Raw genomic sequence first — 20,859 nt, 5'->3', positions numbered from 1 at the left:
AGGAGGAGATTGATTATGACGGAAACTAAAACACAACAATTAAAAGTGGTACCCGTAGCAGGAAGGATTGGAGCGGAAATTCAAGGAGTCCAATTAAGCGGAGACTTGGATTTAGCTATTTTCAGTGAAATCAAACAAGCGTTAAACGATCATAAAGTCGTATTCTTCAAAGGTCAAAACCATTTGGACGATGCCAGCCAAGAAGCATTTGCCAAACTATTGGGTGAGCCTTATGCACATCCTACAGTACCGGTCAAAGACAATACTAACTATATTTTCGAACTTGATTCCGAACGGGGTGCTAAAGCAAACCATTGGCATACTGATGTCACTTTTGTTCCAGAAGTTCCTAAATACTCTGTTTTAAGAGGTGTAACCATCCCTGATGTTGGCGGCGATACAGTCTGGGCAAATACCAATAAAGCATATGAGGACCTGCCGGATGGATTGAAGAAATTAGCGGATGGACTATGGGCAATCCATACAAATGAATATGATTATGCACAATTCAAACCAGCCGAAAACATTGATGATGAGGTTAAAAAGAAATATCGTGATATATTCGAATCGACCATTTATAAAACAAGGCATCCAGTCGTTCACGTGCACGCAGAAACAGGAAAAAAGCATTTGTTATTAGGCGGCTTTGCTGGAAGAGTGGAAGGATATACAACAAGTGAATCTGAAAGATTATTAAGCATCTTCGATTCATACGTCACGCGCTTAGAAAATACCGTGCGTTGGCAATGGAGTGAAGGGGACGTGGTCATTTGGGATAACCTAGCCACGCAGCATTACGCTATTGCCGATTACGGGGACCAGCACCGCGTCGTTCGCAGGGTCACTGTAGGAAAAGACGTTCCCGTAAACAAGGAGAACGAGTCGAGCAGACTAATTATTAAGAAATAAAACTCCTGTATCAAGTGTAAGAATCCATTACTTGACTTCCCCATAAGCGAATGACTGAGTTGAATGGTAAACACTCAAACCTCCTGAGGAACTGGCCTTATTGGAGTAATGTCAAAGGTAAAAAAGAAACTGCCGATATAGATATCGACAGTTTCTTTTCGTTTTCATCCAGCTTATTTTTGACTTACTGATGGCGTTTTTATCAGGATTAATTATCCTGAACGATTATTTCATCAATTATACCGTAATCCTTCGCCTCTATTGCGCTTAAGAAGTAATCACGATCTGTGTCCTTCGCCACCTTTTCGATAGGCTGCCCAGTCCTTTCCGAAATGATTTGATTGATATGATCCTTTAGTTTCAAAATCCTTCGGGCAGAAATTTCAATTTCCGTGGCTTGCCCCCTCGCACCACCAAGCGGTTGATGAAGCATTATTTCACTATTTGGCAAAGCGCACCTTTTCCCTTTCGTACCCGCCAATAAAAGCATGGCACCGAATGATGCAGCCATCCCCGTACATACAGTCCGGATATCAGGCTTAATATATTGCATCGTATCATAAATGGCGAAACCGGCACTGGTCGATCCCCCCGGACTGTTTATGAAAATGGTAATTTCCTTCTCATGTGCATCTGCTGCCAAGAATAACAATTGGGCAACCACACTATTGGCTAAATGATCGGTGATTTCTTCCCCAATCATGATGATACGGTCTTTTAGAAGTCTGGAATAAATATCATACGAGCGCTCACCCTTGCCTGATTGCTCAATTACATATGGAATTGTGGTCATATCTCTTCTTCCTCCTAACAATGATATTGGCTATGCAGCCATTGAGAGTGTGTTTGAAGGAGTGAAGCTTGATTTGGAAAGAATCGAACGATTCATAAGTTTAGGAATCATCGATTCACTGTTCAGGGATTTGAAAGATGGGATGCTTCTAATGAGGATATCAGGATTCTGGGCTTTTAAAGCCTGTGTCATCAGTGACAAGAGCCGCTGTTCCTCATCATCCTGCCAATCTTCCACACAAGACAACTTACGCTCTTCAACGTCATCGGCAAAACGCTTTTTCACACGGTTCAAGATTGCCTTTACAGCCGTTTCCGTGGTGTGTAAATAATCTGAGATTTCTTTTGACCGATAGAGGAATCCTTCCTTTAACAGGAAAACAACGGCTTGTTTCGGGGTAAGTGACTTTATTATATATTCAACCGTTTCAAAGGCATTTTCCCCAACTGATCCCTGTTGTTCGATATCCAACAGTTCGTCTAATGATTCTTTTTTTCTTTTTCGTATCGTATCAATCCAGGAATGGCGGGCTATCGTCTTCAATAAAGCCGTTGTTATCTCGGTTTTCTTTCCATAGCCCTGCATTGCCTTCAATATCGTTTCCTGTGCCAAATCATCCCCATCCCAATTATTTTGGGTCAGGAATCGGCAAAACCGAAGCAATTCAGGATAGACTTTACGCAAAATCGCATCGTTATCCTTTTCTTCAGAAATATCTTCCCTTAACTTATTTATCATTTTTCTCACTCCTTCAACACCCTCTATCCTATAAACGTTTCAGAAAGAGAAAAAGATATGGGGGTGAAAAATTTTCCTTCATTCTTCATTCTATTCTATTCCATTTTTTCCATTGGATTTCCTTTCATACTAAAAACCTGTTTGGTTAAATCCTAACAGGCTAGTGTCAATGTTCTATATGCAGCAAATACGGCCTCCCCCGCTGTACCCATTCGTCACCAATCATTTCAGCGAATTCTTATTTTCCAAAACACTTCATATTCCCCGTAAATCCCGCTCCGTTCCATTAAGCCAACCAGCCAAATCTTTGGATGCCCCCCCGCTCACGGTAATGTTCGGCAATATGTCCTTACCTTTTCGCTATACCCTGACGTCCCGGATATCCTTGTTGTCCTGAACTTCAAATTTACGGTTGATCCATAGGAACTCTGCTGCTATTCCAAGTGTTCAATGCATTCAACCGTATATTCGCTAGGTTCCATAACGTTTTCTTCAATACCGAACCAACTGGAGGTGCGACTCTCATTAGCGCTATCTTTACAATAGTTCACCAAAGAACCTGCTGGCTTCTCTTCTTGATCGCTCATCTCTTCAAAATTAACTGATCGCTCGTTATGACGCCCGCTGTCTGTCTTTTCATTCTCCAAATCTGCGAACATGAACATACAGTAAAAAACCGCAACCATAATTGCCATAGTAAACAACCTTGACATTAAAGGCAGTAACTTTTTCAATATAACTAAACCTCTCTTCTTGGTGGTTTCCCCAATCCTGTTAAAGCATAATAAATTCAGAATGAATTAATTCATCTTTTAAATATCCATCAAAACATCAGTTTAGAAAAATATTCCTATAGATTCATTATATCAAGTTCCAGAAGTTTTTAATGCCCTTATTCAACCTTAATACGAATAAACAACTAAAATACTCCGAACCCTTAAAAGTGGACAGTCCCAAAAATATCAGATACACCTCACATTGACTTCCATCCTTTTCAAGTGTTACTCTTAAATTAATAAAAAAGTATACATTCAAAACACTGATTCCATTAGCGTGAAATAAGGGTGATCTCATTTGCCAAAAGAACATTTAATTGACGTTCAACCAATCAGATCATTGGAAAAATTAGATGATATGAAATGGTCACTGAAGAGACATTGCAGCGAGAGAGACTACATATTGTTCTTGTTAGGCATCAATACCGGCTTGCGTGTGTCTGATTTATTATCGCTGAAGATAAAGGACATTAAAGGTAAGATGGAGGTCATCATCAAGGAAGGCAAAACAAAAAAGCCAAGAATAATACAGCTTAATAATGTATGTAATGAATTGGCAGCCTATATAGCCACCATCGATAGTGAATGGCTATTCCCCTCACGCAAGGGCGATAAGCCAATTAGCAAGATACAAGCCTATAGACAGCTTAATAAAGCAGCGGACATGGTGGACATCGAGGGCGTCGGTACCCATACCATGCGGAAAACGTTCGGGTACTGGCACTATAAACGAAGTAAGGACCTTGCTGAGTTACAAATGCTCCTTAATCATTCACATCCTGGAATTACACTAAAGTACATAGGGATTGCTAATGAAGGAACAGAGGACAGCTTAAATGATATTATGGGAGGACGGAAGAAATGTCACTGACTGAATACAATGCAAAATATGAATATATCATTCGAAGCAATATTTCCGATAGGCAAAAGGCATTGAAATTAGCTGATTTAATGACCGATATGAAAGGCCACCTTAGAAATGACATCGGGGAACATCGGAATAAAGAGGTACATGCATTATATAAAAAAGTATCTCTCCTATCCAACTTGTTATGATCACCTTAAGACCCTTGCCATATGTGCAGAGGTCCTTTTTTTGCCGTTAAAGTGAGTGATTTGTTTATTTAAGGCTTTAGACTGAACCTCACTTAATAATGCCACTGTACCAATCTGATAGGCCTTTTCCTGTAAGATCACACCAAACATAACGAAAAAGCTCTTATTACAAGCTTCATTCTCTCTCTTCTCTGACTCTCCTTAGCCAGACAACATCCGAATTAAAAATAACTCATCGCTAATGGTGTCAATGTTTAAAAATTAAACATACTTAGAGAATACTTTTTCGCCATCATTTCCAAGATTTTTATCCCGGCAACGCTGTTCCCCTTCTCATCCAGCGCTGCACCATAAATTCCAATCCCACATTTTCCGGGGACGGCCCCCATGATTCCCCCTGAAACACCGCTTTTAGCCGGAATGCCAACATTGATGGCAAATTCACCTGATGCGTTATACATGCCGCAGGTAACCATGAATGTCTTGCAAATACGGGCAATGTCCCCGGGGATGATTTGCTTTCCCGTCAACAAATCTTTCCCATTCATGGCCAGCACACAGCCTATCCTCGCCAAATCCTGGCTGTCCATTTCAATGGCACACTGCTTCGAGTACAATTCGATTAAGTCCTCCACATCCTCATTTATTACATTATGCTGCTTTAAAAAATAGCTTAACGACCTATTTAAGTCTGCTGTATTGTATTCTGACCGAGCAACATCTTCATTAAAACCAATAGTGGGATTTTGTGTCATTTCCCGGATAAAATCTAAAATACGCTTGAATCGTTCATTCACACTGTCACCTGCAATCATGTGGGTCACAGTCAATGCTCCTGCATTGATCATCGGGTTTAACGGCTTGGATGGCTTGTTTGTCTCTAACTTGGCAATCGAATTAAAAGGGTCACCAGTAGGTTCTTTACCTACATAGGAAAAGACATATTCCTCCCCTTTTTCCATTAATACAAGAGCAAGTGTCAAAACTTTCGATATGCTTTGCAGGGTCATTTTCCCACTTACATCCCCCGCACAATATCCTGTTCCGTCAGGATAGTAAATAGCAACTGATAAATTCCTAGGATTTACCTTTTCAAGAGCAGGTATATAGTCTGCCACCGTTCCCATATTTGTATATTCTTTTGCCTGATCGACCAGTTGCTGTAACTCGTCATTGGACCTGCATTGACATCCCATATTGTTCACAATTTGCCGCCCCTTAGAAAATTTGTTATTTGAAGTGTCTTAAATAGTGGTTTTATTATTTATTACCATATTTCATCGATATTATTTAAAAAATACGAAGCGGATAATAAAATAGAAGGAAGGTTAAAGGCGCTACTTTCTTCGTTTTATAGAAATCTTCAAATGCTGCTTCATCTATTATTTACTGATTTTAATTCTCCTTTGTAAGGACTTATCATACTTCCCTCCTGTCTTATCTAAAGGCACAGGCTCTGAATTATTTTCGTCGTGTTAAAGACAAAGAAAACAACTACATATGCGACAACGGTAAAGCAGTAAGACAGCTAAGCTAACGCCTTGTAAAAAATCAGGAGCAACTTCACTGTTCTTTAAAGAAGATTTAATTGAAAAAAGAAGGAATTATACGCCCTCAGAGGGAAATATAGACCATATGAATATTATTAAACTTTCATATGTATTTCACAATTGATGGAAAGTAGGAAAAGCCATGGGAAAATCGAAAAGTTTACAAGAAATCTATAACGCCAACCGTCCAGAAAATAATGAACTTTTCCGAGCGATACAACAGCATCTACAAATGAAGCATCCAGACAAACGAATGACAGCTACTAGAACATTGCAAATAATTGTGGCTGATTGTGTTTCATCTGGAGAGATGCGTAATGTGGAAGCCCGCCTACTTTACAGTTAATAAGGATCTGTTGTTTCATTAGACCTTTGAAATATTCAAACACATAAAGGATCTCATCAATGAAAGAATTTATAAAAAATCCAAAAAAATCCGGCCTAATCGTGCCACTTGTGACACTGGCTTTTTTTTGCAGCTATTTACTGGATGCTCAACCAGATACAACTTAAATAAATAAGACAACTCGATTATGAGCTGTCTTTTTTTAAGCAGGTAAAATCGGCCCATTTGTTGAATAAAGTAAATGGAATTAATATGTATCTCCTCTATCCATCTTGTTATGATCGATTCCGAGACCTAGCAATCGAGCTTGAATCAACATGTCCCATGTAATTTGGTTCGTTTCGTAAACTCAGCAACATTCATTCTTTCGCGTACTTCGTGCGCTTCGGGCAATCACTTTTGCCTTTGGAAAAGTCGCCTGTTATATACATATCTACTTTCACCTGGTGAGTTAAAATGCACAAAAGATAAAGATTGACAACACTTTTATCGTGACTCATACTAGAAGTGACTTAATGACAGAATATTAAGAATAGTGGAGGGGTAATTATGAATAAGATTTTCGTTCCTAACGCAATCGCCACTTTAACAAGTCTTTTCTATAGTTCGACTACAATGAATGAGTATCTAGCAATGAGAACCGCTCAATTCTACATTGAAGACCTGAAGTTATTGCAAGACGTGGAAGCTGTTGCCTTGGCAATTGAAAATCAAAATGCTTTCGCTTTAATGTCTAAATTTAAATTATTTGATTATAAGGCTGCTGAAGAAATTGAAATCGCACTATCCTCTTCTGGCTATACGGAAGCAGAGCTAAGTGCTATGAATATTGAAATCTAAAATCATTGACCAATCTGTTAATGGAACGAATGGTAGAGTTAATACTCTTTGATCCATTCGTTTTATTATTAATCGTAAGATCAAACGTACTCTATACTATTCTGATAAAATAATTATTTAATGGATAATATAAAGCGTGAATGACGTCACACTATTCGGTTGTATTCGTAAGATTCATATTCAACGTGTTCACCGCTTGAACGTTTGTAAGTTATTGTTTTCCTATGTAGCTTAGAATGGACGGATATTGAAAATGATAGAATATCCCCCTCCCGAACACTAGTATTTAGAAATACAATAATAAGAATAAACAATAATAAGACGCCGCCCGCGTGGGAAGCGTCTTTTTCTTTTGTTTGTTCTGCATTATTAAAAATATCAAATAAGTATAAGGGAAGCCCATATACCTCTTGGGTTTCTCCTATTATTATAAAAAAATCAACATTAACATTTAACACAGCCATAAAAAACTCCCTTCCAAGTCGACTATTATGAACATCATGCCTTGTCCACTTTTTTTACAGTCTACCTGAAAAGGGTAACATCAAGTCGAAGTCAGACATTACCTAGGTCGGAAAAATATAACAGCATTTTCAGCCTGAGCGTTTACAAACCCATTCCTAACCATACATAATACAACATCACTTATAGGAGCACCTACCCGTAGGAACTTTCTACACGGGGATGCGCTTCCGATTATTTCAATTTTAGCAATATTCTCAAAGTTTTCTTCATCTCTTACTATAATGACTACATCTGGACGCTTATTACTCATACAACCACCTCCTTTTGATGTCATAAATTAAATTATTCAGATGTACATGAAGTTGTCGCGGCTTTTTATTAATAAATTTCTAGGAAATAATTATCATTTTAAAGCAATGGGAGAGTCGCTAGATTCTTATCGAATAAACTTCACCGCGAGGTTGCCACGGAGATCAATCGGCAGCTTTGTTCCGCTAACAGGTAACGTTAGTTCAAACAACCGCCCTTTCAGTGGGCGTTTTTTCTAGGGCGAAAATCAAAACATTCTGATTTAACATAGCCTAAATAAAAACGCACGACTAAAAATCCGTGAAGACACGAAAAAACGGCTTTCCAATTAAGGAAAACCGCTTTATATCGTCGTTCTAAGATACCGGTGGCCGGGGTCGAACCGGCACTCCAATAGAAGAAAGGCGACCAATTTGCGGTCTTCTTCTACTTACACGGACGTATCGCCAATGCGCCTGTTCATATAGTCAACAGTAGTCTCAGGATACTCTGTATTGGTTTCCAATAAAAAATTTTATATCCATATGGTTACTTAATAGTTTAAGATTATTTGTTAATATTTTATGTTATTATCATAATGGTTAGCTTATCCATAAAAGGATGTAACTGAAATGAGTGATAATCGAACTATGACTCGGAGGAACTTATAATGAATAAATTTAGATGGTCAATGGTTGGACTTATAGTAGCTGCAGCAGCTATTTCAGTAATAATAACAATCAATCAGAACGCTAAAAATTATGAAGCAAAGCAAGAAGATACGGCTCCTGTTTTGGAGACAACGGAAGTGGAATACGAGACAACTGAAGAAGAAGATACGGAAGTAGAAACAATAAAAAATGAAAAAATTCTATATGAACTAGGTCTTGGCCCATCTTCAAAAAGAGAAGACGTTATGAAAACAATGCACAGTATGACTCATCAAAAAGTAGTTTCTGAAGAAAAATGGTACAACCTTGAAATGAATTCTGAAAACATCAATGCAGTCTATGAATTCATTAATGATAGCGAAGTTATTGACTATAAAAGTGAATTGCTAAGAATCGTAGGAAACTGGAAAGAAGGAAACTTCGACAATATAGTGGAAGATCACAATTACCTTTGGGGAGAACAAAATGGAAATGTCGGTAAAGCTACTGGAACTCTTACTCCTGAAGAAGAAGCCCAATTTATTAAAGCAAACTTTGAATAGTCATTACAAATCGAGCCCCTATTGTTTATATTAATATAAACAATAGGGGCTATTTCCGCTGACCCCCGAAGTGAAAATTTGATTCGCGGATTTATAATTCAGCAGATTCAGAGATATTCGCCCCCTGCCTTGGGGTAAATCGGTCATACCCCGGCTGCCACTCCCGATACACACGCATATGTCTTCGTTGGCACACGAATTGCTTTATTATTTTATTCATTTCGTTGTATGAAGCACGCAATTCTAGTTAACATAATAGACATTCGAGGCAGTCGATATGCAACACAAACCGCGTCATAACAACGTTTGTGCACAACGGATTATTATCGAATATACACTTATGTAAACATCGTTGATTTAACGCGATTTATACTACGCTAATAAGGGCGATGTACCCCGCTATACTGCATAATGCTGTCGGCCATTCCGTGTATAGGACACTGCATAAACGGTAAGCTGAGCCCCGGAGTTTCAGACGCCTATACCCACGAGGAGCACCGTGCAGGTGAAACGCCCCTCAGCCCTGGTATACGCCCTGTATTCGGAATACTTCGGAATGATCCCGTATCTTATCCTTTTAATACTCTCGGTAACAATTATTGACCGCCTTTGCTATGTCTAATTTAATCGTGTAATGCGTCGAAATGACGAAAGCTCATTCCGGTAGTATTTTATCGTATGTTCACGGATATTCCTTATTTCCCCATCCTTCAAAAACAACGCCAGTGCGTCGTCGAAGTCAAGGAAATCTGACCGCATGCTCCCACGCAGCTTCGAAATATCTTCCGTTGCTAAATCGTTATTACTCTTTTCCTTGCCAATTTTCGCCACTCCAGTACGGTTAATTACCCGATACAGCGCGTACGATTCGCCGCGTACGACTTTTACCTACAAAATCGTGCGCATACAACGAAAAAACGGCGACCTACCATTGCGGGTAGATTGCCGTCAAATCGACGTTTATATTAACGTATGTGATACCGGTGGCCGGGGTCGAACCGGCACTCCAGAGGAACACGATTTTGAGTCGTGCGCGTCTGCCAATTCCGCCACACCGGCATGTATGTTGGAGGCGGCAACCGGAATCGAACCGGTGGTAAAGGTTTTGCAGACCTCTGCCTTACCGCTTGGCTATGCCGCCAACGTTTTTGGAGCGAAAGACGGGATTCGAACCCGCGACCCCAACCTTGGCAAGGTTGTATTCTACCACTGAACTACTTTCGCATATGGCTGGGCTAGAAGGGATCGAACCTTCGCATGACGGAATCAAAATCCGTTGCCTTACCGCTTGGCTATAGCCCATTAACGTTGTATTCATTATATCACATTTATTGAAAAATGGGGCGACTGATGGGAATCGAACCCACGAATGCCTGAACCACAATCAGGTGCGTTAACCACTTCGCCACAACCGCCATTATAAGATTGAAATTGGCAGGGGTAGTAGGACTCGAACCCACACTGGAGGTTTTGGAGACCTCTGTTCTACCTTTAAACTATACCCCTATAAGATGGTGGAGGGGGGCAGATTCGAACTGCCGAACCCTAAGGAGCGGATTTACAGTCCGCCGCGTTTAGCCACTTCGCTACCCCTCCGCATATGGATGAAACATGGTGCCGGCAAGAGGACTTGAACCCCCAACCTACTGATTACAAGTCAGTTGCTCTACCAGTTGAGCTACACCGGCACTACAATGGTGGCTCAGGACGGAATCGAACCGCCGACACAAGGATTTTCAGTCCTTTGCTCTACCGACTGAGCTACTGAGCCAAACAATGAAAATGGCGGTCCCGACGGGAATCGAACCCGCGATCTCCTGCGTGACAGGCAGGCATGTTAACCGCTACACCACGGGACCATAGATTGCGGGGACAGGATTTGAACCTGCGACCTTCGGGTTATGAGCCCGACGAGCTACCGGACTGCTCCACCCCGCGACGTTAATAATGTTGCTATTAGGAATCAAGTTTTCGTGTTTAGCGTTTCAATAGGATGGATAATCAAACCCATTATGTAGAAACAACTTGTTCTTATTGAAAAATGGTGGAGGATGACGGGATCGAACCGCCGACCCTCTGCTTGTAAGGCAGATGCTCTCCCAGCTGAGCTAATCCTCCAATATGTTGTCTTAATGGTGACCCGTACGGGATTCGAACCCGTGTTACCGCCGTGAAAGGGCGGTGTCTTAACCGCTTGACCAACGGGCCAGGTATAAAATGGCGGAGAGCAAGGGATTTGAACCCTTGAGACAGGGTTACCCGTCTACACGATTTCCAATCGTGCTCCTTCGGCCACTCGGACAGCTCTCCAATAATGGCTCCGCAGGTAGGACTCGAACCTACGACCGTTCGGTTAACAGCCGAATGCTCTACCACTGAGCTACTGCGGAACAATATAAGCTTGGCGACGTCCTACTCTCACAGGGGGAAACCCCCAACTACCATCGGCGCTGAAGAGCTTAACTGCCGTGTTCGGAATGGGAACGGGTGTGACCTCTTCGCTATCGTCACCAAACATTGTTAGCATTTTCAAGACATATATTAGTATAACATCTTTTTGAGAAAATGCAAGAAGAAATTTTCATTCCTTCAAAACTAGATAATAAGAAGGTATTTCATTTTTTTAAAGCGTTGGTTAAGTCCTCGATCTATTAGTATCAGTCAGCTCCACATGTCGCCACGCTTCCACCTCTGACCTATCAACCTGATCATCTTTCAGGGATCTTACTAGCTTGCGCCATGGGAAATCTCATCTTGAGGGGGGCTTCATGCTTAGATGCTTTCAGCACTTATCCCGTCCGCACGTAGCTACCCAGCTATGCCTTTGGCAAGACAACTGGTACACCAGCGGTGCGTCCATCCCGGTCCTCTCGTACTAAGGACAGCTCCTCTCAAATTTCCTGCGCCCGCGACGGATAGGGACCGAACTGTCTCACGACGTTCTGAACCCAGCTCGCGTACCGCTTTAATGGGCGAACAGCCCAACCCTTGGGACCGACTACAGCCCCAGGATGCGATGAGCCGACATCGAGGTGCCAAACCTCCCCGTCGATGTGGACTCTTGGGGGAGATAAGCCTGTTATCCCCGGGGTAGCTTTTATCCGTTGAGCGATGGCCCTTCCATGCGGAACCACCGGATCACTAAGCCCGACTTTCGTCCCTGCTCGACTTGTAGGTCTCGCAGTCAAGCTCCCTTGTGCCTTTACACTCTACGAATGATTTCCAACCATTCTGAGGGAACCTTTGGGCGCCTCCGTTACTCTTTAGGAGGCGACCGCCCCAGTCAAACTGCCCACCTGACACTGTCTCCCACCCCGATAAGGGGCGCGGGTTAGAATTTCAATACAGCCAGGGTAGTATCCCACCAACGCCTCCACCGAAGCTAGCGCTCCGGCTTCTCAGGCTCCTACCTATCCTGTACAAGCTGTACCAAAATTCAATATCAGGCTGCAGTAAAGCTCCACGGGGTCTTTCCGTCCTGTCGCGGGTAACCTGCATCTTCACAGGTACTATAATTTCACCGAGTCTCTCGTTGAGACAGTGCCCAGATCGTTACACCTTTCGTGCGGGTCGGAACTTACCCGACAAGGAATTTCGCTACCTTAGGACCGTTATAGTTACGGCCGCCGTTTACTGGGGCTTCGGTTCAAAGCTTCGCTTGCGCTAACCTCTCCCCTTAACCTTCCAGCACCGGGCAGGTGTCAGCCCCTATACTTCGCCTTGCGGCTTCGCAGAGACCTGTGTTTTTGCTAAACAGTCGCCTGGGCCTATTCACTGCGGCTTTTCTGGGCTATTCACCCTAAAAAGCACCCCTTCTCCCGAAGTTACGGGGTCATTTTGCCGAGTTCCTTAACGAGAGTTCTCTCGCACACCTTAGGATTCTCTCCTCGCCTACCTGTGTCGGTTTGCGGTACGGGCACCTTACATCTCACTAGAGGCTTTTCTTGGCAGCGTGGAATCAGGAACTTCGGTACTATATTTCCCTCGCCATCACAGCTCCGCCTTAATGGAAACGGGATTTGCCTCGTTTCCGGCCTAACTGCTTGGACGCGCATATCCAACAGCGCGCTTACCCTATCCTTCTGCGTCCCCCCATCGTTCAAACGATGTATAGGTGGTACAGGAATATCAACCTGTTGTCCATCGCCTACGCCTTTCGGCCTCGGCTTAGGTCCCGACTAACCCTGAGCGGACGAGCCTTCCTCAGGAAACCTTAGGCATTCGGTGGAAGGGATTCTCACCCTTCTTTCGCTACTCATACCGGCATTCTCACTTCTAAGCGCTCCACCAGTCCTTCCGGTCTGACTTCAACGCCCTTAGAACGCTCTCCTACCATCGACACCTAATGGTGTCAATCCACAGCTTCGGTGATACGTTTAGCCCCGGTACATTTTCGGCGCGGAGTCACTCGACCAGTGAGCTATTACGCACTCTTTAAATGGTGGCTGCTTCTAAGCCAACATCCTGGTTGTCTAAGCAACTCCACATCCTTTTCCACTTAACGTATACTTTGGGACCTTAGCTGGTGGTCTGGGCTGTTTCCCTTTCGACTACGGATCTTATCACTCGCAGTCTGACTCCCAAGAATAAGTATTTGGCATTCGGAGTTTGACTGAATTCGGTAACCCGTTGGGGGCCCCTAGTCCAATCAGTGCTCTACCTCCAATACTCTCATCTTGAGGCTAGCCCTAAAGCTATTTCGGAGAGAACCAGCTATCTCCAGGTTCGATTGGAATTTCTCCGCTACCCACACCTCATCCCCGCACTTTTCAACGTGCGTGGGTTCGGGCCTCCATTCAGTGTTACCTGAACTTCACCCTGGACATGGGTAGATCACCTGGTTTCGGGTCTACGACCTCATACTCATTCGCCCTATTCAGACTCGCTTTCGCTGCGGCTCCGTCTCATCAACTTAACCTCGCATGAAATCGTAACTCGCCGGTTCATTCTACAAAAGGCACGCCATTACCCATTAACGGGCTTTGACTACTTGTAGGCACACGGTTTCAGGATCTATTTCACTCCCCTTCCGGGGTGCTTTTCACCTTTCCCTCACGGTACTGGTTCACTATCGGTCACTAGGGAGTATTTAGCCTTGGGAGATGGTCCTCCCTGCTTCCGACGGGATTTCTCGTGTCCCGCCGTACTCAGGATCCACTCAGGAGGGAACGAAGTTTCAACTACAGGGTTTTTACCTTCTTCGACGGACCTTTCCAGGTCGCTTCATTTACCCCGTTCCTTTGTAACTCCATGTTGAGTGTCCTACAACCCCAAGAGGCAAGCCTCTTGGTTTGGGCTAATTCCGTTTCGCTCGCCGCTACTCAGGAAATCGCGTTTGCTTTCTCTTCCTCCGGGTACTTAGATGTTTCAGTTCCCCGGGTCTGCCTTCAGTACCCTATGTATTCAGGTAAAGATACTGTTCCATTACGAACAGTGGGTTTCCCCATTCGGAAATCTCCGGATCAAAGCTTACTTACAGCTCCCCGAAGCATATCGGTGTTAGTCCCGTCCTTCATCGGCTCCTAGTGCCAAGGCATCCACCGTGCGCCCTTTCTAACTTAACCGTTAAAAAAGTCTTACAGATGCTTTGAAAAAAAATTAATTGCCTTCTATCTATTATCTAGTTTTCAAGGAACAAAGCAGAAAGAATGTCATCACATCGTGATGTTTGTCTTTCCTATTTGAATGAATTACTCATTCAAAACTGAACAAAACAAAAGCGCTCTCGTAATTATCCTTAGAAAGGAGGTGATCCAGCCGCACCTTCCGATACGGCTACCTTGTTACGACTTCACCCCAATCATCTGTCCCACCTTAGGCGGCTGGCTCCATGAAGGTTACCTCACCGACTTCGGGTGTTACAAACTCTCGTGGTGTGACGGGCGGTGTGTACAAGGCCCGGGAACGTATTCACCGCGGCATGCTGATCCGCGATTACTAGCGATTCCGGCTTCATGCAGGCGAGTTGCAGCCTGCAATCCGAACTGAGAATGGCTTTATGGGATTCGCTTACCTTCGCAGGTTTGCAGCCCTTTGTACCATCCATTGTAGCACGTGTGTAGCCCAGGTCATAAGGGGCATGATGATTTGACGTCATCCCCACCTTCCTCCGGTTTGTCACCGGCAGTCACCTTAGAGTGCCCAACTGAATGCTGGCAACTAAGATCAAGGGTTGCGCTCGTTGCGGGACTTAACCCAACATCTCACGACACGAGCTGACGACAACCATGCACCACCTGTCACTCTGTCCCCCGAAGGGGAAAGCCCTATCTCTAGGGTTGTCAGAGGATGTCAAGACCTGGTAAGGTTCTTCGCGTTGCTTCGAATTAAACCACATGCTCCACCGCTTGTGCGGGCCCCCGTCAATTCCTTTGAGTTTCAGCCTTGCGGCCGTACTCCCCAGGCGGAGTGCTTAATGCGTTAGCTGCAGCACTAAAGGGCGGAAACCCTCTAACACTTAGCACTCATCGTTTACGGCGTGGACTACCAGGGTATCTAATCCTGTTTGCTCCCCACGCTTTCGCGCCTCAGTGTCAGTTACAGACCAGAAAGTCGCCTTCGCCACTGGTGTTCCTCCAAATCTCTACGCATTTCACCGCTACACTTGGAATTCCACTTTCCTCTTCTGCACTCAAGTTCCCCAGTTTCCAATGACCCTCCACGGTTGAGCCGTGGGCTTTCACATCAGACTTAAGGAACCACCTGCGCGCGCTTTACGCCCAATAATTCCGGACAACGCTTGCCACCTACGTATTACCGCGGCTGCTGGCACGTAGTTAGCCGTGGCTTTCTGGTTAGGTACCGTCAAGGTACCAGCAGTTACTCTGGTACTTGTTCTTCCCTAACAACAGAACTTTACGACCCGAAGGCCTTCTTCGTTCACGCGGCGTTGCTCCGTCAGACTTTCGTCCATTGCGGAAGATTCCCTACTGCTGCCTCCCGTAGGAGTCTGGGCCGTGTCTCAGTCCCAGTGTGGCCGATCACCCTCTCAGGTCGGCTACGCATCGTCGCCTTGGTGAGCCATTACCTCACCAACTAGCTAATGCGCCGCGGGCCCATCTATAAGTGACAGCGTAAACCGTCTTTCCATCTTCTCTCATGCGAGAAAAGAACGTATCCGGTATTAGCTCCGGTTTCCCGAAGTTATCCCAGTCTTATAGGCAGGTTGCCCACGTGTTACTCACCCGTCCGCCGCTAATCTTAGGGAGCAAGCTCCCATCGATTCGCTCGACTTGCATGTATTAGGCACGCCGCCAGCGTTCGTCCTGAGCCAGGATCAAACTCTCCGAAGAAATGTTTGACTTGCTCATTTGCTTTTTTGATAGTGTGTGCTCACTTAAAATTTAACGTTGGCGCTTTGTTTTGTTCAGTTTTCAAAGAGCAATCTCGCTGTCGTTTACTTCGCAAGCGACTTTTACATCTTATCATGTTTTCAACTTCGTTGTCAACATGTTTTTTTAATTTTTTTAAGTTGTTTTCGTTTTGATGAAGCTGCGAAAGCTGATGTCCCGCAGCGACATGTATTAATATAACACCTATATTATTAATGGTCAACAATAAAATTGCATTTTTTTAAAAGTTTTTTGATACCCGATAAAACCGATGATATACCTCGTGTCCTTTTGTCTCCGCTTTGATAACATCGATTACCTTCTTCTCTATCAAATATTCCAATAAAACACCTAAGTCTACTGAATAAAACTTTACTTCCGGATGCTCCATTAGCTCCGCAATCGTCCACGGTTCTTCTTTCGTCCCCATTATTTCAACCAAATGCTGTGAACCCGCATTCGTCCTAGAATAAATAAGAAACTCACTCGCAAGGAATAGAAGCTCCAATCTTTTTTCGAGAGTTTCCTCACTGCTGATCAATTCTTTATACAACTTGAAGATTTCAGGTTCCATATGCTTCACTTGGTTCCAGACAGTAACCTCCGGATAAAAGCCTTGTTCAATTATTTCCAAACGGGCCAAGTGATGCAGGGAATGAACGATATGGTTGTACGCCTCAAGATGATGGCCTTTTTCAAAGAAGCTTTTCCCATCCATGTACCTGCGAATTAACTTTGCGAATTCCATCCCCATCTTTAACTTCCTTCCATAGAAGGGGAACTCACGGATTTCGGTTTTCAAACGGGCCAAATATTCATTCCGGTCAAAAAGGACCTTCCCGTTATATATCCAGTCAACCACTTTGCGGTTCGTGCCTAATAGGAGCCATTCTTTTAACTGGTCTTCCTTTACGATATGCAAGGCTGCCTTTTTATCCTGGTAAGTGTAATGTTTTAAAAACACGGCCTCTTCGGCTTCGTCTGCAATTACAAAAAGGATGTAGTCAAATGTATCGGTGATCGGGCTATTATCATCTCTTTTTTCTATTAACAAGATTCCAAGTGTAGATTTTAAACTTGCTCGCTCTTGATAAATCGGGCGAAGGATATCTTCCATCATAAATTCCTCCAAAACCTTTTTTTTTAGATTTTCGACAAAACTCTTCAAATTCCTGCTTATTTCCCTTACCCCAAACTATTTCAATTCAAAAGTAATATGTATCCTTTATTTCTTTTTTGTTCCATCCATGGTTTATGTTATAGTTAAATTTATATTTTAGGAGGGACAATCCATGGCTAAATATTCTAGCAAAATCAATAAAATCCGTACTTTTGCTTTGAGTTTGATTTTCATTGGCTTTATCGTAATGTACCTTGGGCTTTTCTTCAAAACGAATCCTGTTGTCATGACGATTTTCATGGGGCTCGGCCTTTTATTCATCATCGCAAGCACAGGGGTTTATTTTTGGATTGGAATGCTTTCTACAAAATCGATCCAGGTTGTCTGCCCTAACTGCAGCAAACCTACAAAAATACTAGGGCGTGTAGATATTTGCATGCATTGTGAAGAACCATTGACACTTGACAAAAAGTTGGAAGGCGAAGAATTCAACGAAAAATATAACCGGAAAAGCCTGCATGACTAGAGGAATTCCGCTAGCTGAATTCCCTTTCAAGAAGTCATTAACAATTGTATCATTTTTTGATAACATAAAAAAAGTTCCAACCAAGTGGAGGAACTTTTTTTAATGCGATTCTTTTTTCGCACAATCCGTACAGTCGCCGTAGATTTCCATCCGATGATGACTAACATTGAAACCGGTGACTTGTGCAGCGAAATGCTCGACTTCATCCAATGCAGGATAATCGAAATCCACAATTTTCCCGCAAGTTTGGCAAATTACATGATAATGATTCGTCGTCACAAAATCAAACCTCGCAGAAGAATCACCATACGTAAGTTCTTTTACCAAACCTACCTCACGGAACACACGCAGGTTGTTATAAACCGTTGCCACACTCATATTCGGAAACTTGCCTTCCAGCGCTTTATATATATCATCAGCGGTAGGGTGGGACATGGAGCTTATCAAATACTCAAGTATCGCATGGCGTTGAGGAGTTATTCTTACACCGGTATCTTTTAAGGAATCCAACGCTTCTTTTAACTGAACTTCAGACACCGCCATCCACCTCTTTTTCTCATTAAGTATGAATTCTTAAATTGTAATATTTATAAATAGTGTACCTTTTATGCGTTGAATTTGTCAATAATTCAATGGCTTAACCATTCTTTTTTAGTTTATTCATGAACACATTGAGTCTTTACCATTTTTTCATTGAGTTTAGTATCCCCTAGTTAAGTCGATTACGTTGGTAAAGTCTTTTCCAGCTTTCAGGTATTCACGCATGTTTTTTTCGAAAATGGCAAAGGTTCTTGGTAAATATTCTCCGCTTTTACTTGATAGATGCGGTGTGACTGTGACATTCTCCATCCTCCAAAACGGATGCCCTTTTCCCAAAGGTTCCGGATCAAATACATCCAAGATCGCATGAGACAATTCCCCGGCATCCAGGGCTTCGATCAACACTTCATCGTTAATCAGGTCGCCGCGGCCAATATTCACGAATACTGCAGATTCTTTCATTGCTTTAAAGTGCTCTTTTTCCAAAAGGCCCTTCGTTTCATCAGTACTTGGCAGGACGGATACGATATAATCGGCTCCCGGTATGGCTTCCAATAAATTATCGAGAGTATAAAGGTGATCGATGGATTCCACTGGCTTCCCGCTCCGGTTCACTCCCACCGTCGTCATCCCAAAGGCTCTCCCAAGACGAGCCACCTCTCCTCCAATTGCACCGACACCAATAACGAGCATAGTCTTGCCATTCAATTCTCCTACTTCAATCTTTCTATCCCACAATTCTTCCTTTTCATTCTTCATAAGCAGTTTCAATTTCTTTTCATATTGCAAAAGCATCCCTATCGTATACTCGGCCATCGGGATTTTATGAATGCCTCTTGCGTTGGTCACCAGAATGCCACGTTCCTCAATGGCTTTAAATGGCATTAATTCCATCCCTGCGCTCATGACCATGATCCATTTCAAGTTCGCCGCTTTCCCAATGATTTCTTCAGTTAAGTCTTCACCATATGTAATTAGTATTTTCGCTTCACGAAGCGGCCCATCAGTCCATCCTTTTTGATAAATGAAGTTCAAATCAGGAAAAGCTTCCATCATCTTCGTTTGGATGCCTTCATTCGGAATGACAGTCGAAAGTATTAACATGTTTATCTCTCCCTTTTAATTAACATAAAAAAACACGGGCTCTATGTGTCCCGCGCAACTTTCTTTGAGGAGGTATTCCCTTAATAAAGCATATTCAGGTGTCCCCTTTTTGAGTTGGACAAAAGCCTTACCCTTATTAAAAAAGGCTTTTTTTAAAAGAATTTGGGTTTAATGCATGTAATTCCGGCAAAATGAAAACGCCATCCCTTCTAATCGGGACGTCGTCAAAATAGATGTCACCGCCCCCATATTCGGGACGCTGGATCAAGACCATATCCCAATGTATCGATGATCGGTTTCCATTATCCGCTTCTTCATAAGCAAGCCCAATAGCCAAGTGCAGACTCCCGGTTATTTTCTCATCGAACAATATATCGTCCATAGGTTCCAATATGTATGGATTGATTCCAATTGCAAACTCCCCGATAAACCGGGACCCTTCATCAATATTCAGAATTTGGTTCATTTCAGAGTCACGATTGGAAGTTGCTTTAATGATTTTTCCCTTTTCCAAGTTTAATTCTATGTCACTAAAGGTGATTCCTTCATAGGTTGTGGGTGTGTTGAAGGATATCCTTCCATTGAGACTATCTTTTATGGGTGCTGTAAACACTTCCCCATCCGGTAAATTCTTTTTTCCGGCACATATGATGGCCGGCATACCTTTAATGGAAAAGGTCAAATCTGTCCCTGGTGAAACGATCCTGACTTTGTCAGTCCGTTCCATCAATTGTTTTAACGGTTTCAAGGCCGCCTCCATTTTCCCGTAATCCATGGTGCATACGTTCAACAGAAAGTCTTGGTACCTGTTGAAGGTCATGCCGGCTTTTTGCGCTGATGCGTTGGTGGGATAATTAAGTAAGACCCAACGTCGGTTGTTTACATAGAAAAGAGTGGGGGAATTCATAGCCTCCCCTTGAAGACGGTGCCTCTCGATGGGAACATCAGTCATTTCCACATCGTTTTCTTCCCCTGTGATGATAATGACTGCATCGATATCCGTATATTTCTTCAGAGCCCATTGCGAAGATGTGTCAAGTTGTTCCTTCACATTCCCTTGTAACAGGTGGCGGCTTATCTCATCGTCTTCGAGTTCTACATATGGATAAGCACCCACTCTGTATATTTCATCAATCAGCTCTTTCAATAACGGTTTCGTGTTGATATGCCCCCGTATGAGGATTCTCTCTTTTGGCTGTATTTGTATCGAATGATGAATCAGCCTGGCTGCAAGCTTCGTTATTCGCTCATCCTTCATCTGCCT

The 20,859-nt window shown here is 43.1% G+C and carries 17 protein-coding genes, 15 tRNA genes and 3 rRNA genes; 7 read left to right on the top strand and 28 right to left on the bottom strand.

Annotated features, from left to right (window positions below):
• Positions 1 to 15 precede the first annotated feature (15 nt).
• Entirely contained in the window at positions 16 to 909 is an 894-nt protein-coding gene (locus AC3ISB_RS03875; RefSeq protein WP_098370860.1) for a TauD/TfdA dioxygenase family protein, read from the top strand.
• A gap of 208 nt (positions 910 to 1,117) precedes the next feature.
• Here AC3ISB_RS03875 and clpP read toward each other — a convergent pair whose 3' ends face one another.
• The 3 genes from clpP to AC3ISB_RS03860 form a co-directional block, all read right to left on the bottom strand.
• Complete coding sequence (clpP, locus tag AC3ISB_RS03870) at positions 1,118 to 1,702, bottom strand: ATP-dependent Clp endopeptidase proteolytic subunit ClpP (protein ID WP_480340076.1); 585 nt, start codon at positions 1,700 to 1,702, stop codon at positions 1,118 to 1,120.
• Positions 1,703 to 1,732: 30 nt separating this feature from the next.
• Complete coding sequence (locus AC3ISB_RS03865; protein WP_480340077.1) at positions 1,733 to 2,440, bottom strand: sigma-70 family RNA polymerase sigma factor; 708 nt, start codon at positions 2,438 to 2,440, stop codon at positions 1,733 to 1,735.
• 434 nt (positions 2,441 to 2,874) lie between these two features.
• A complete protein-coding gene (locus tag AC3ISB_RS03860) occupies positions 2,875 to 3,135 on the bottom strand; it encodes a hypothetical protein (protein ID WP_098370857.1) in 261 nt (86 codons plus the stop codon).
• Between the two features lie 439 nt (positions 3,136 to 3,574).
• Between AC3ISB_RS03860 and AC3ISB_RS03855 the strand changes: the two genes are divergently transcribed.
• On the top strand, positions 3,575 to 4,087 hold the full coding sequence (locus AC3ISB_RS03855) for a tyrosine-type recombinase/integrase (protein ID WP_452453631.1): 513 nt from the start codon (positions 3,575 to 3,577) through the stop codon (positions 4,085 to 4,087).
• A complete protein-coding gene (locus AC3ISB_RS03850; protein ID WP_480340078.1) occupies positions 4,078 to 4,272 on the top strand; it encodes a hypothetical protein in 195 nt (64 codons plus the stop codon). Before AC3ISB_RS03855 ends, AC3ISB_RS03850 begins: the two co-directional genes overlap by 10 nt.
• A 254-nt stretch (positions 4,273 to 4,526) precedes the next feature.
• Here AC3ISB_RS03850 and glsA read toward each other — a convergent pair whose 3' ends face one another.
• Positions 4,527 to 5,468 (bottom strand): glutaminase A, encoded by a 942-nt coding sequence (gene glsA / locus AC3ISB_RS03845; RefSeq protein WP_489276849.1) that lies wholly within the window; start codon positions 5,466 to 5,468, stop codon positions 4,527 to 4,529.
• A gap of 496 nt (positions 5,469 to 5,964) precedes the next feature.
• On the opposite strand from glsA, the gene AC3ISB_RS03840 reads away from it, so the two are divergent.
• Both AC3ISB_RS03840 and AC3ISB_RS03835 read left to right on the top strand, forming a co-directional pair.
• Positions 5,965 to 6,168, top strand: a complete 204-nt coding sequence (locus AC3ISB_RS03840) for a hypothetical protein (protein ID WP_489275599.1) — start codon at positions 5,965 to 5,967, stop codon at positions 6,166 to 6,168.
• A 549-nt stretch (positions 6,169 to 6,717) separates the two neighbouring features.
• A complete protein-coding gene (locus AC3ISB_RS03835; protein WP_098370854.1) occupies positions 6,718 to 7,008 on the top strand; it encodes a hypothetical protein in 291 nt (96 codons plus the stop codon).
• 146 nt (positions 7,009 to 7,154) lie between these two features.
• On the opposite strand, the gene AC3ISB_RS03830 is transcribed toward AC3ISB_RS03835, so the two are convergent.
• The gene (locus AC3ISB_RS03830; protein ID WP_489275597.1) at positions 7,155 to 7,472 is read right to left on the bottom strand and encodes a hypothetical protein; all 318 of its coding nucleotides are present in this window, start codon (positions 7,470 to 7,472) and stop codon (positions 7,155 to 7,157) included.
• 98 nt (positions 7,473 to 7,570) lie between these two features.
• Entirely contained in the window at positions 7,571 to 7,783 is a 213-nt protein-coding gene (locus tag AC3ISB_RS03825) for a hypothetical protein (protein WP_489275595.1), read from the bottom strand.
• A gap of 648 nt (positions 7,784 to 8,431) precedes the next feature.
• Here AC3ISB_RS03825 and AC3ISB_RS03820 point away from each other — a divergent pair.
• Positions 8,432 to 8,974, top strand: a complete 543-nt coding sequence (locus tag AC3ISB_RS03820; protein ID WP_489275594.1) for a DUF6241 domain-containing protein — start codon at positions 8,432 to 8,434, stop codon at positions 8,972 to 8,974.
• 978 nt (positions 8,975 to 9,952) lie between these two features.
• On the opposite strand, the gene AC3ISB_RS03815 is transcribed toward AC3ISB_RS03820, so the two are convergent.
• The 19 genes from AC3ISB_RS03815 to AC3ISB_RS03725 all read right to left on the bottom strand — a co-directional run bounded on the left by AC3ISB_RS03815 (position 9,953) and on the right by AC3ISB_RS03725 (position 17,422).
• Positions 9,953 to 10,033: transfer RNA gene (locus AC3ISB_RS03815), tRNA-Leu, on the bottom strand.
• An 8-nt stretch (positions 10,034 to 10,041) separates the two neighbouring features.
• A tRNA-Cys gene (locus AC3ISB_RS03810) sits at positions 10,042 to 10,115 on the bottom strand.
• Between the two features lie 8 nt (positions 10,116 to 10,123).
• Positions 10,124 to 10,198, bottom strand: a tRNA-Gly gene (locus tag AC3ISB_RS03805).
• 3 nt (positions 10,199 to 10,201) lie between these two features.
• Positions 10,202 to 10,276: transfer RNA gene (locus AC3ISB_RS03800), tRNA-Gln, on the bottom strand.
• A 37-nt stretch (positions 10,277 to 10,313) separates the two neighbouring features.
• A tRNA-His gene (locus AC3ISB_RS03795) sits at positions 10,314 to 10,389 on the bottom strand.
• A gap of 17 nt (positions 10,390 to 10,406) precedes the next feature.
• Positions 10,407 to 10,480, bottom strand: a tRNA-Trp gene (locus AC3ISB_RS03790).
• Between the two features lie 6 nt (positions 10,481 to 10,486).
• Positions 10,487 to 10,570 (bottom strand) — tRNA-Tyr (locus tag AC3ISB_RS03785).
• 16 nt (positions 10,571 to 10,586) lie between these two features.
• Positions 10,587 to 10,662: transfer RNA gene (locus tag AC3ISB_RS03780), tRNA-Thr, on the bottom strand.
• Positions 10,663 to 10,669: 7 nt separating this feature from the next.
• A tRNA-Phe gene (locus AC3ISB_RS03775) sits at positions 10,670 to 10,745 on the bottom strand.
• Between the two features lie 12 nt (positions 10,746 to 10,757).
• Positions 10,758 to 10,833, bottom strand: a tRNA-Asp gene (locus tag AC3ISB_RS03770).
• 5 nt (positions 10,834 to 10,838) lie between these two features.
• A tRNA-Met gene (locus AC3ISB_RS03765) sits at positions 10,839 to 10,912 on the bottom strand.
• Between the two features lie 104 nt (positions 10,913 to 11,016).
• A tRNA-Val gene (locus tag AC3ISB_RS03760) sits at positions 11,017 to 11,092 on the bottom strand.
• A gap of 15 nt (positions 11,093 to 11,107) precedes the next feature.
• A tRNA-Glu gene (locus tag AC3ISB_RS03755) sits at positions 11,108 to 11,182 on the bottom strand.
• 10 nt (positions 11,183 to 11,192) lie between these two features.
• Positions 11,193 to 11,284: transfer RNA gene (locus tag AC3ISB_RS03750), tRNA-Ser, on the bottom strand.
• 5 nt (positions 11,285 to 11,289) lie between these two features.
• A tRNA-Asn gene (locus AC3ISB_RS03745) sits at positions 11,290 to 11,364 on the bottom strand.
• Positions 11,365 to 11,373: 9 nt separating this feature from the next.
• Positions 11,374 to 11,489: ribosomal RNA gene (gene rrf, locus AC3ISB_RS03740) — 5S ribosomal RNA — on the bottom strand.
• 116 nt (positions 11,490 to 11,605) lie between these two features.
• Positions 11,606 to 14,538, bottom strand: a 23S ribosomal RNA gene (locus AC3ISB_RS03735).
• A gap of 177 nt (positions 14,539 to 14,715) precedes the next feature.
• Positions 14,716 to 16,266 (bottom strand): 16S ribosomal RNA (locus AC3ISB_RS03730).
• Together the 16S, 23S and 5S rRNA genes with 15 tRNA genes alongside form the textbook arrangement of a ribosomal RNA operon.
• Before the next feature lie 280 nt (positions 16,267 to 16,546).
• Positions 16,547 to 17,422: a nucleotidyltransferase-like protein gene (locus AC3ISB_RS03725; RefSeq protein WP_141994507.1), complete on the bottom strand. Its 876-nt coding sequence runs from the start codon at positions 17,420 to 17,422 to the stop codon at positions 16,547 to 16,549.
• Between the two features lie 175 nt (positions 17,423 to 17,597).
• On the opposite strand from AC3ISB_RS03725, the gene AC3ISB_RS03720 reads away from it, so the two are divergent.
• Positions 17,598 to 17,951 carry a YgzB family protein gene (locus AC3ISB_RS03720; RefSeq protein WP_076371179.1) on the top strand — a complete coding sequence of 118 codons (354 nt, stop codon included), beginning with the start codon at positions 17,598 to 17,600 and terminating at the stop codon, positions 17,949 to 17,951.
• A gap of 99 nt (positions 17,952 to 18,050) precedes the next feature.
• Here AC3ISB_RS03720 and perR read toward each other — a convergent pair whose 3' ends face one another.
• From perR to AC3ISB_RS03705, 3 genes are all read right to left on the bottom strand, one after another.
• Positions 18,051 to 18,494: a peroxide-responsive transcriptional repressor PerR gene (gene perR, locus AC3ISB_RS03715; protein ID WP_230304218.1), complete on the bottom strand. Its 444-nt coding sequence runs from the start codon at positions 18,492 to 18,494 to the stop codon at positions 18,051 to 18,053.
• 156 nt (positions 18,495 to 18,650) lie between these two features.
• Entirely contained in the window at positions 18,651 to 19,595 is a 945-nt protein-coding gene (locus AC3ISB_RS03710; protein WP_098370629.1) for a D-2-hydroxyacid dehydrogenase, read from the bottom strand.
• Positions 19,596 to 19,731: 136 nt separating this feature from the next.
• Positions 19,732 to 20,853, bottom strand: coding sequence for an aminopeptidase (locus AC3ISB_RS03705; RefSeq protein WP_141994482.1), 1,122 nt, complete (start codon positions 20,851 to 20,853; stop codon positions 19,732 to 19,734).
• Positions 20,854 to 20,859: the final 6 nt, after the last annotated feature.

It is taken from the genome of Peribacillus sp. GL_122 (assembly GCF_057835005.1).
Note: the sequence above shows the minus strand (reverse complement) of the source record. Positions and strands in the feature narration are given on the sequence as shown.

Coding starts and splice junctions, on each gene's coding strand:
- AC3ISB_RS03865 (WP_480340077.1), bottom strand. CDS start 2,440: ATGATAAATAAGTTAAGGGAAGATATTTCTGAAGAAAAGGATAACGAT.
- perR (WP_230304218.1), bottom strand. CDS start 18,494: ATGGCGGTGTCTGAAGTTCAGTTAAAAGAAGCGTTGGATTCCTTAAAA.
- clpP (WP_480340076.1), bottom strand. CDS start 1,702: ATGACCACAATTCCATATGTAATTGAGCAATCAGGCAAGGGTGAGCGC.
- AC3ISB_RS03830 (WP_489275597.1), bottom strand. CDS start 7,472: ATGGCTGTGTTAAATGTTAATGTTGATTTTTTTATAATAATAGGAGAA.
- AC3ISB_RS03840 (WP_489275599.1), top strand. CDS start 5,965: ATGGGAAAATCGAAAAGTTTACAAGAAATCTATAACGCCAACCGTCCA.
- AC3ISB_RS03820 (WP_489275594.1), top strand. CDS start 8,432: ATGAATAAATTTAGATGGTCAATGGTTGGACTTATAGTAGCTGCAGCA.
- AC3ISB_RS03835 (WP_098370854.1), top strand. CDS start 6,718: ATGAATAAGATTTTCGTTCCTAACGCAATCGCCACTTTAACAAGTCTT.
- AC3ISB_RS03855 (WP_452453631.1), top strand. CDS start 3,575: ATGAAATGGTCACTGAAGAGACATTGCAGCGAGAGAGACTACATATTG.
- AC3ISB_RS03705 (WP_141994482.1), bottom strand. CDS start 20,853: ATGAAGGATGAGCGAATAACGAAGCTTGCAGCCAGGCTGATTCATCAT.
- AC3ISB_RS03860 (WP_098370857.1), bottom strand. CDS start 3,135: ATGGCAATTATGGTTGCGGTTTTTTACTGTATGTTCATGTTCGCAGAT.
- AC3ISB_RS03725 (WP_141994507.1), bottom strand. CDS start 17,422: ATGGAAGATATCCTTCGCCCGATTTATCAAGAGCGAGCAAGTTTAAAA.
- AC3ISB_RS03850 (WP_480340078.1), top strand. CDS start 4,078: ATGTCACTGACTGAATACAATGCAAAATATGAATATATCATTCGAAGC.
- AC3ISB_RS03710 (WP_098370629.1), bottom strand. CDS start 19,595: ATGTTAATACTTTCGACTGTCATTCCGAATGAAGGCATCCAAACGAAG.
- AC3ISB_RS03720 (WP_076371179.1), top strand. CDS start 17,598: ATGGCTAAATATTCTAGCAAAATCAATAAAATCCGTACTTTTGCTTTG.
- glsA (WP_489276849.1), bottom strand. CDS start 5,468: ATGGGATGTCAATGCAGGTCCAATGACGAGTTACAGCAACTGGTCGAT.
- AC3ISB_RS03875 (WP_098370860.1), top strand. CDS start 16: ATGACGGAAACTAAAACACAACAATTAAAAGTGGTACCCGTAGCAGGA.
- AC3ISB_RS03825 (WP_489275595.1), bottom strand. CDS start 7,783: ATGAGTAATAAGCGTCCAGATGTAGTCATTATAGTAAGAGATGAAGAA.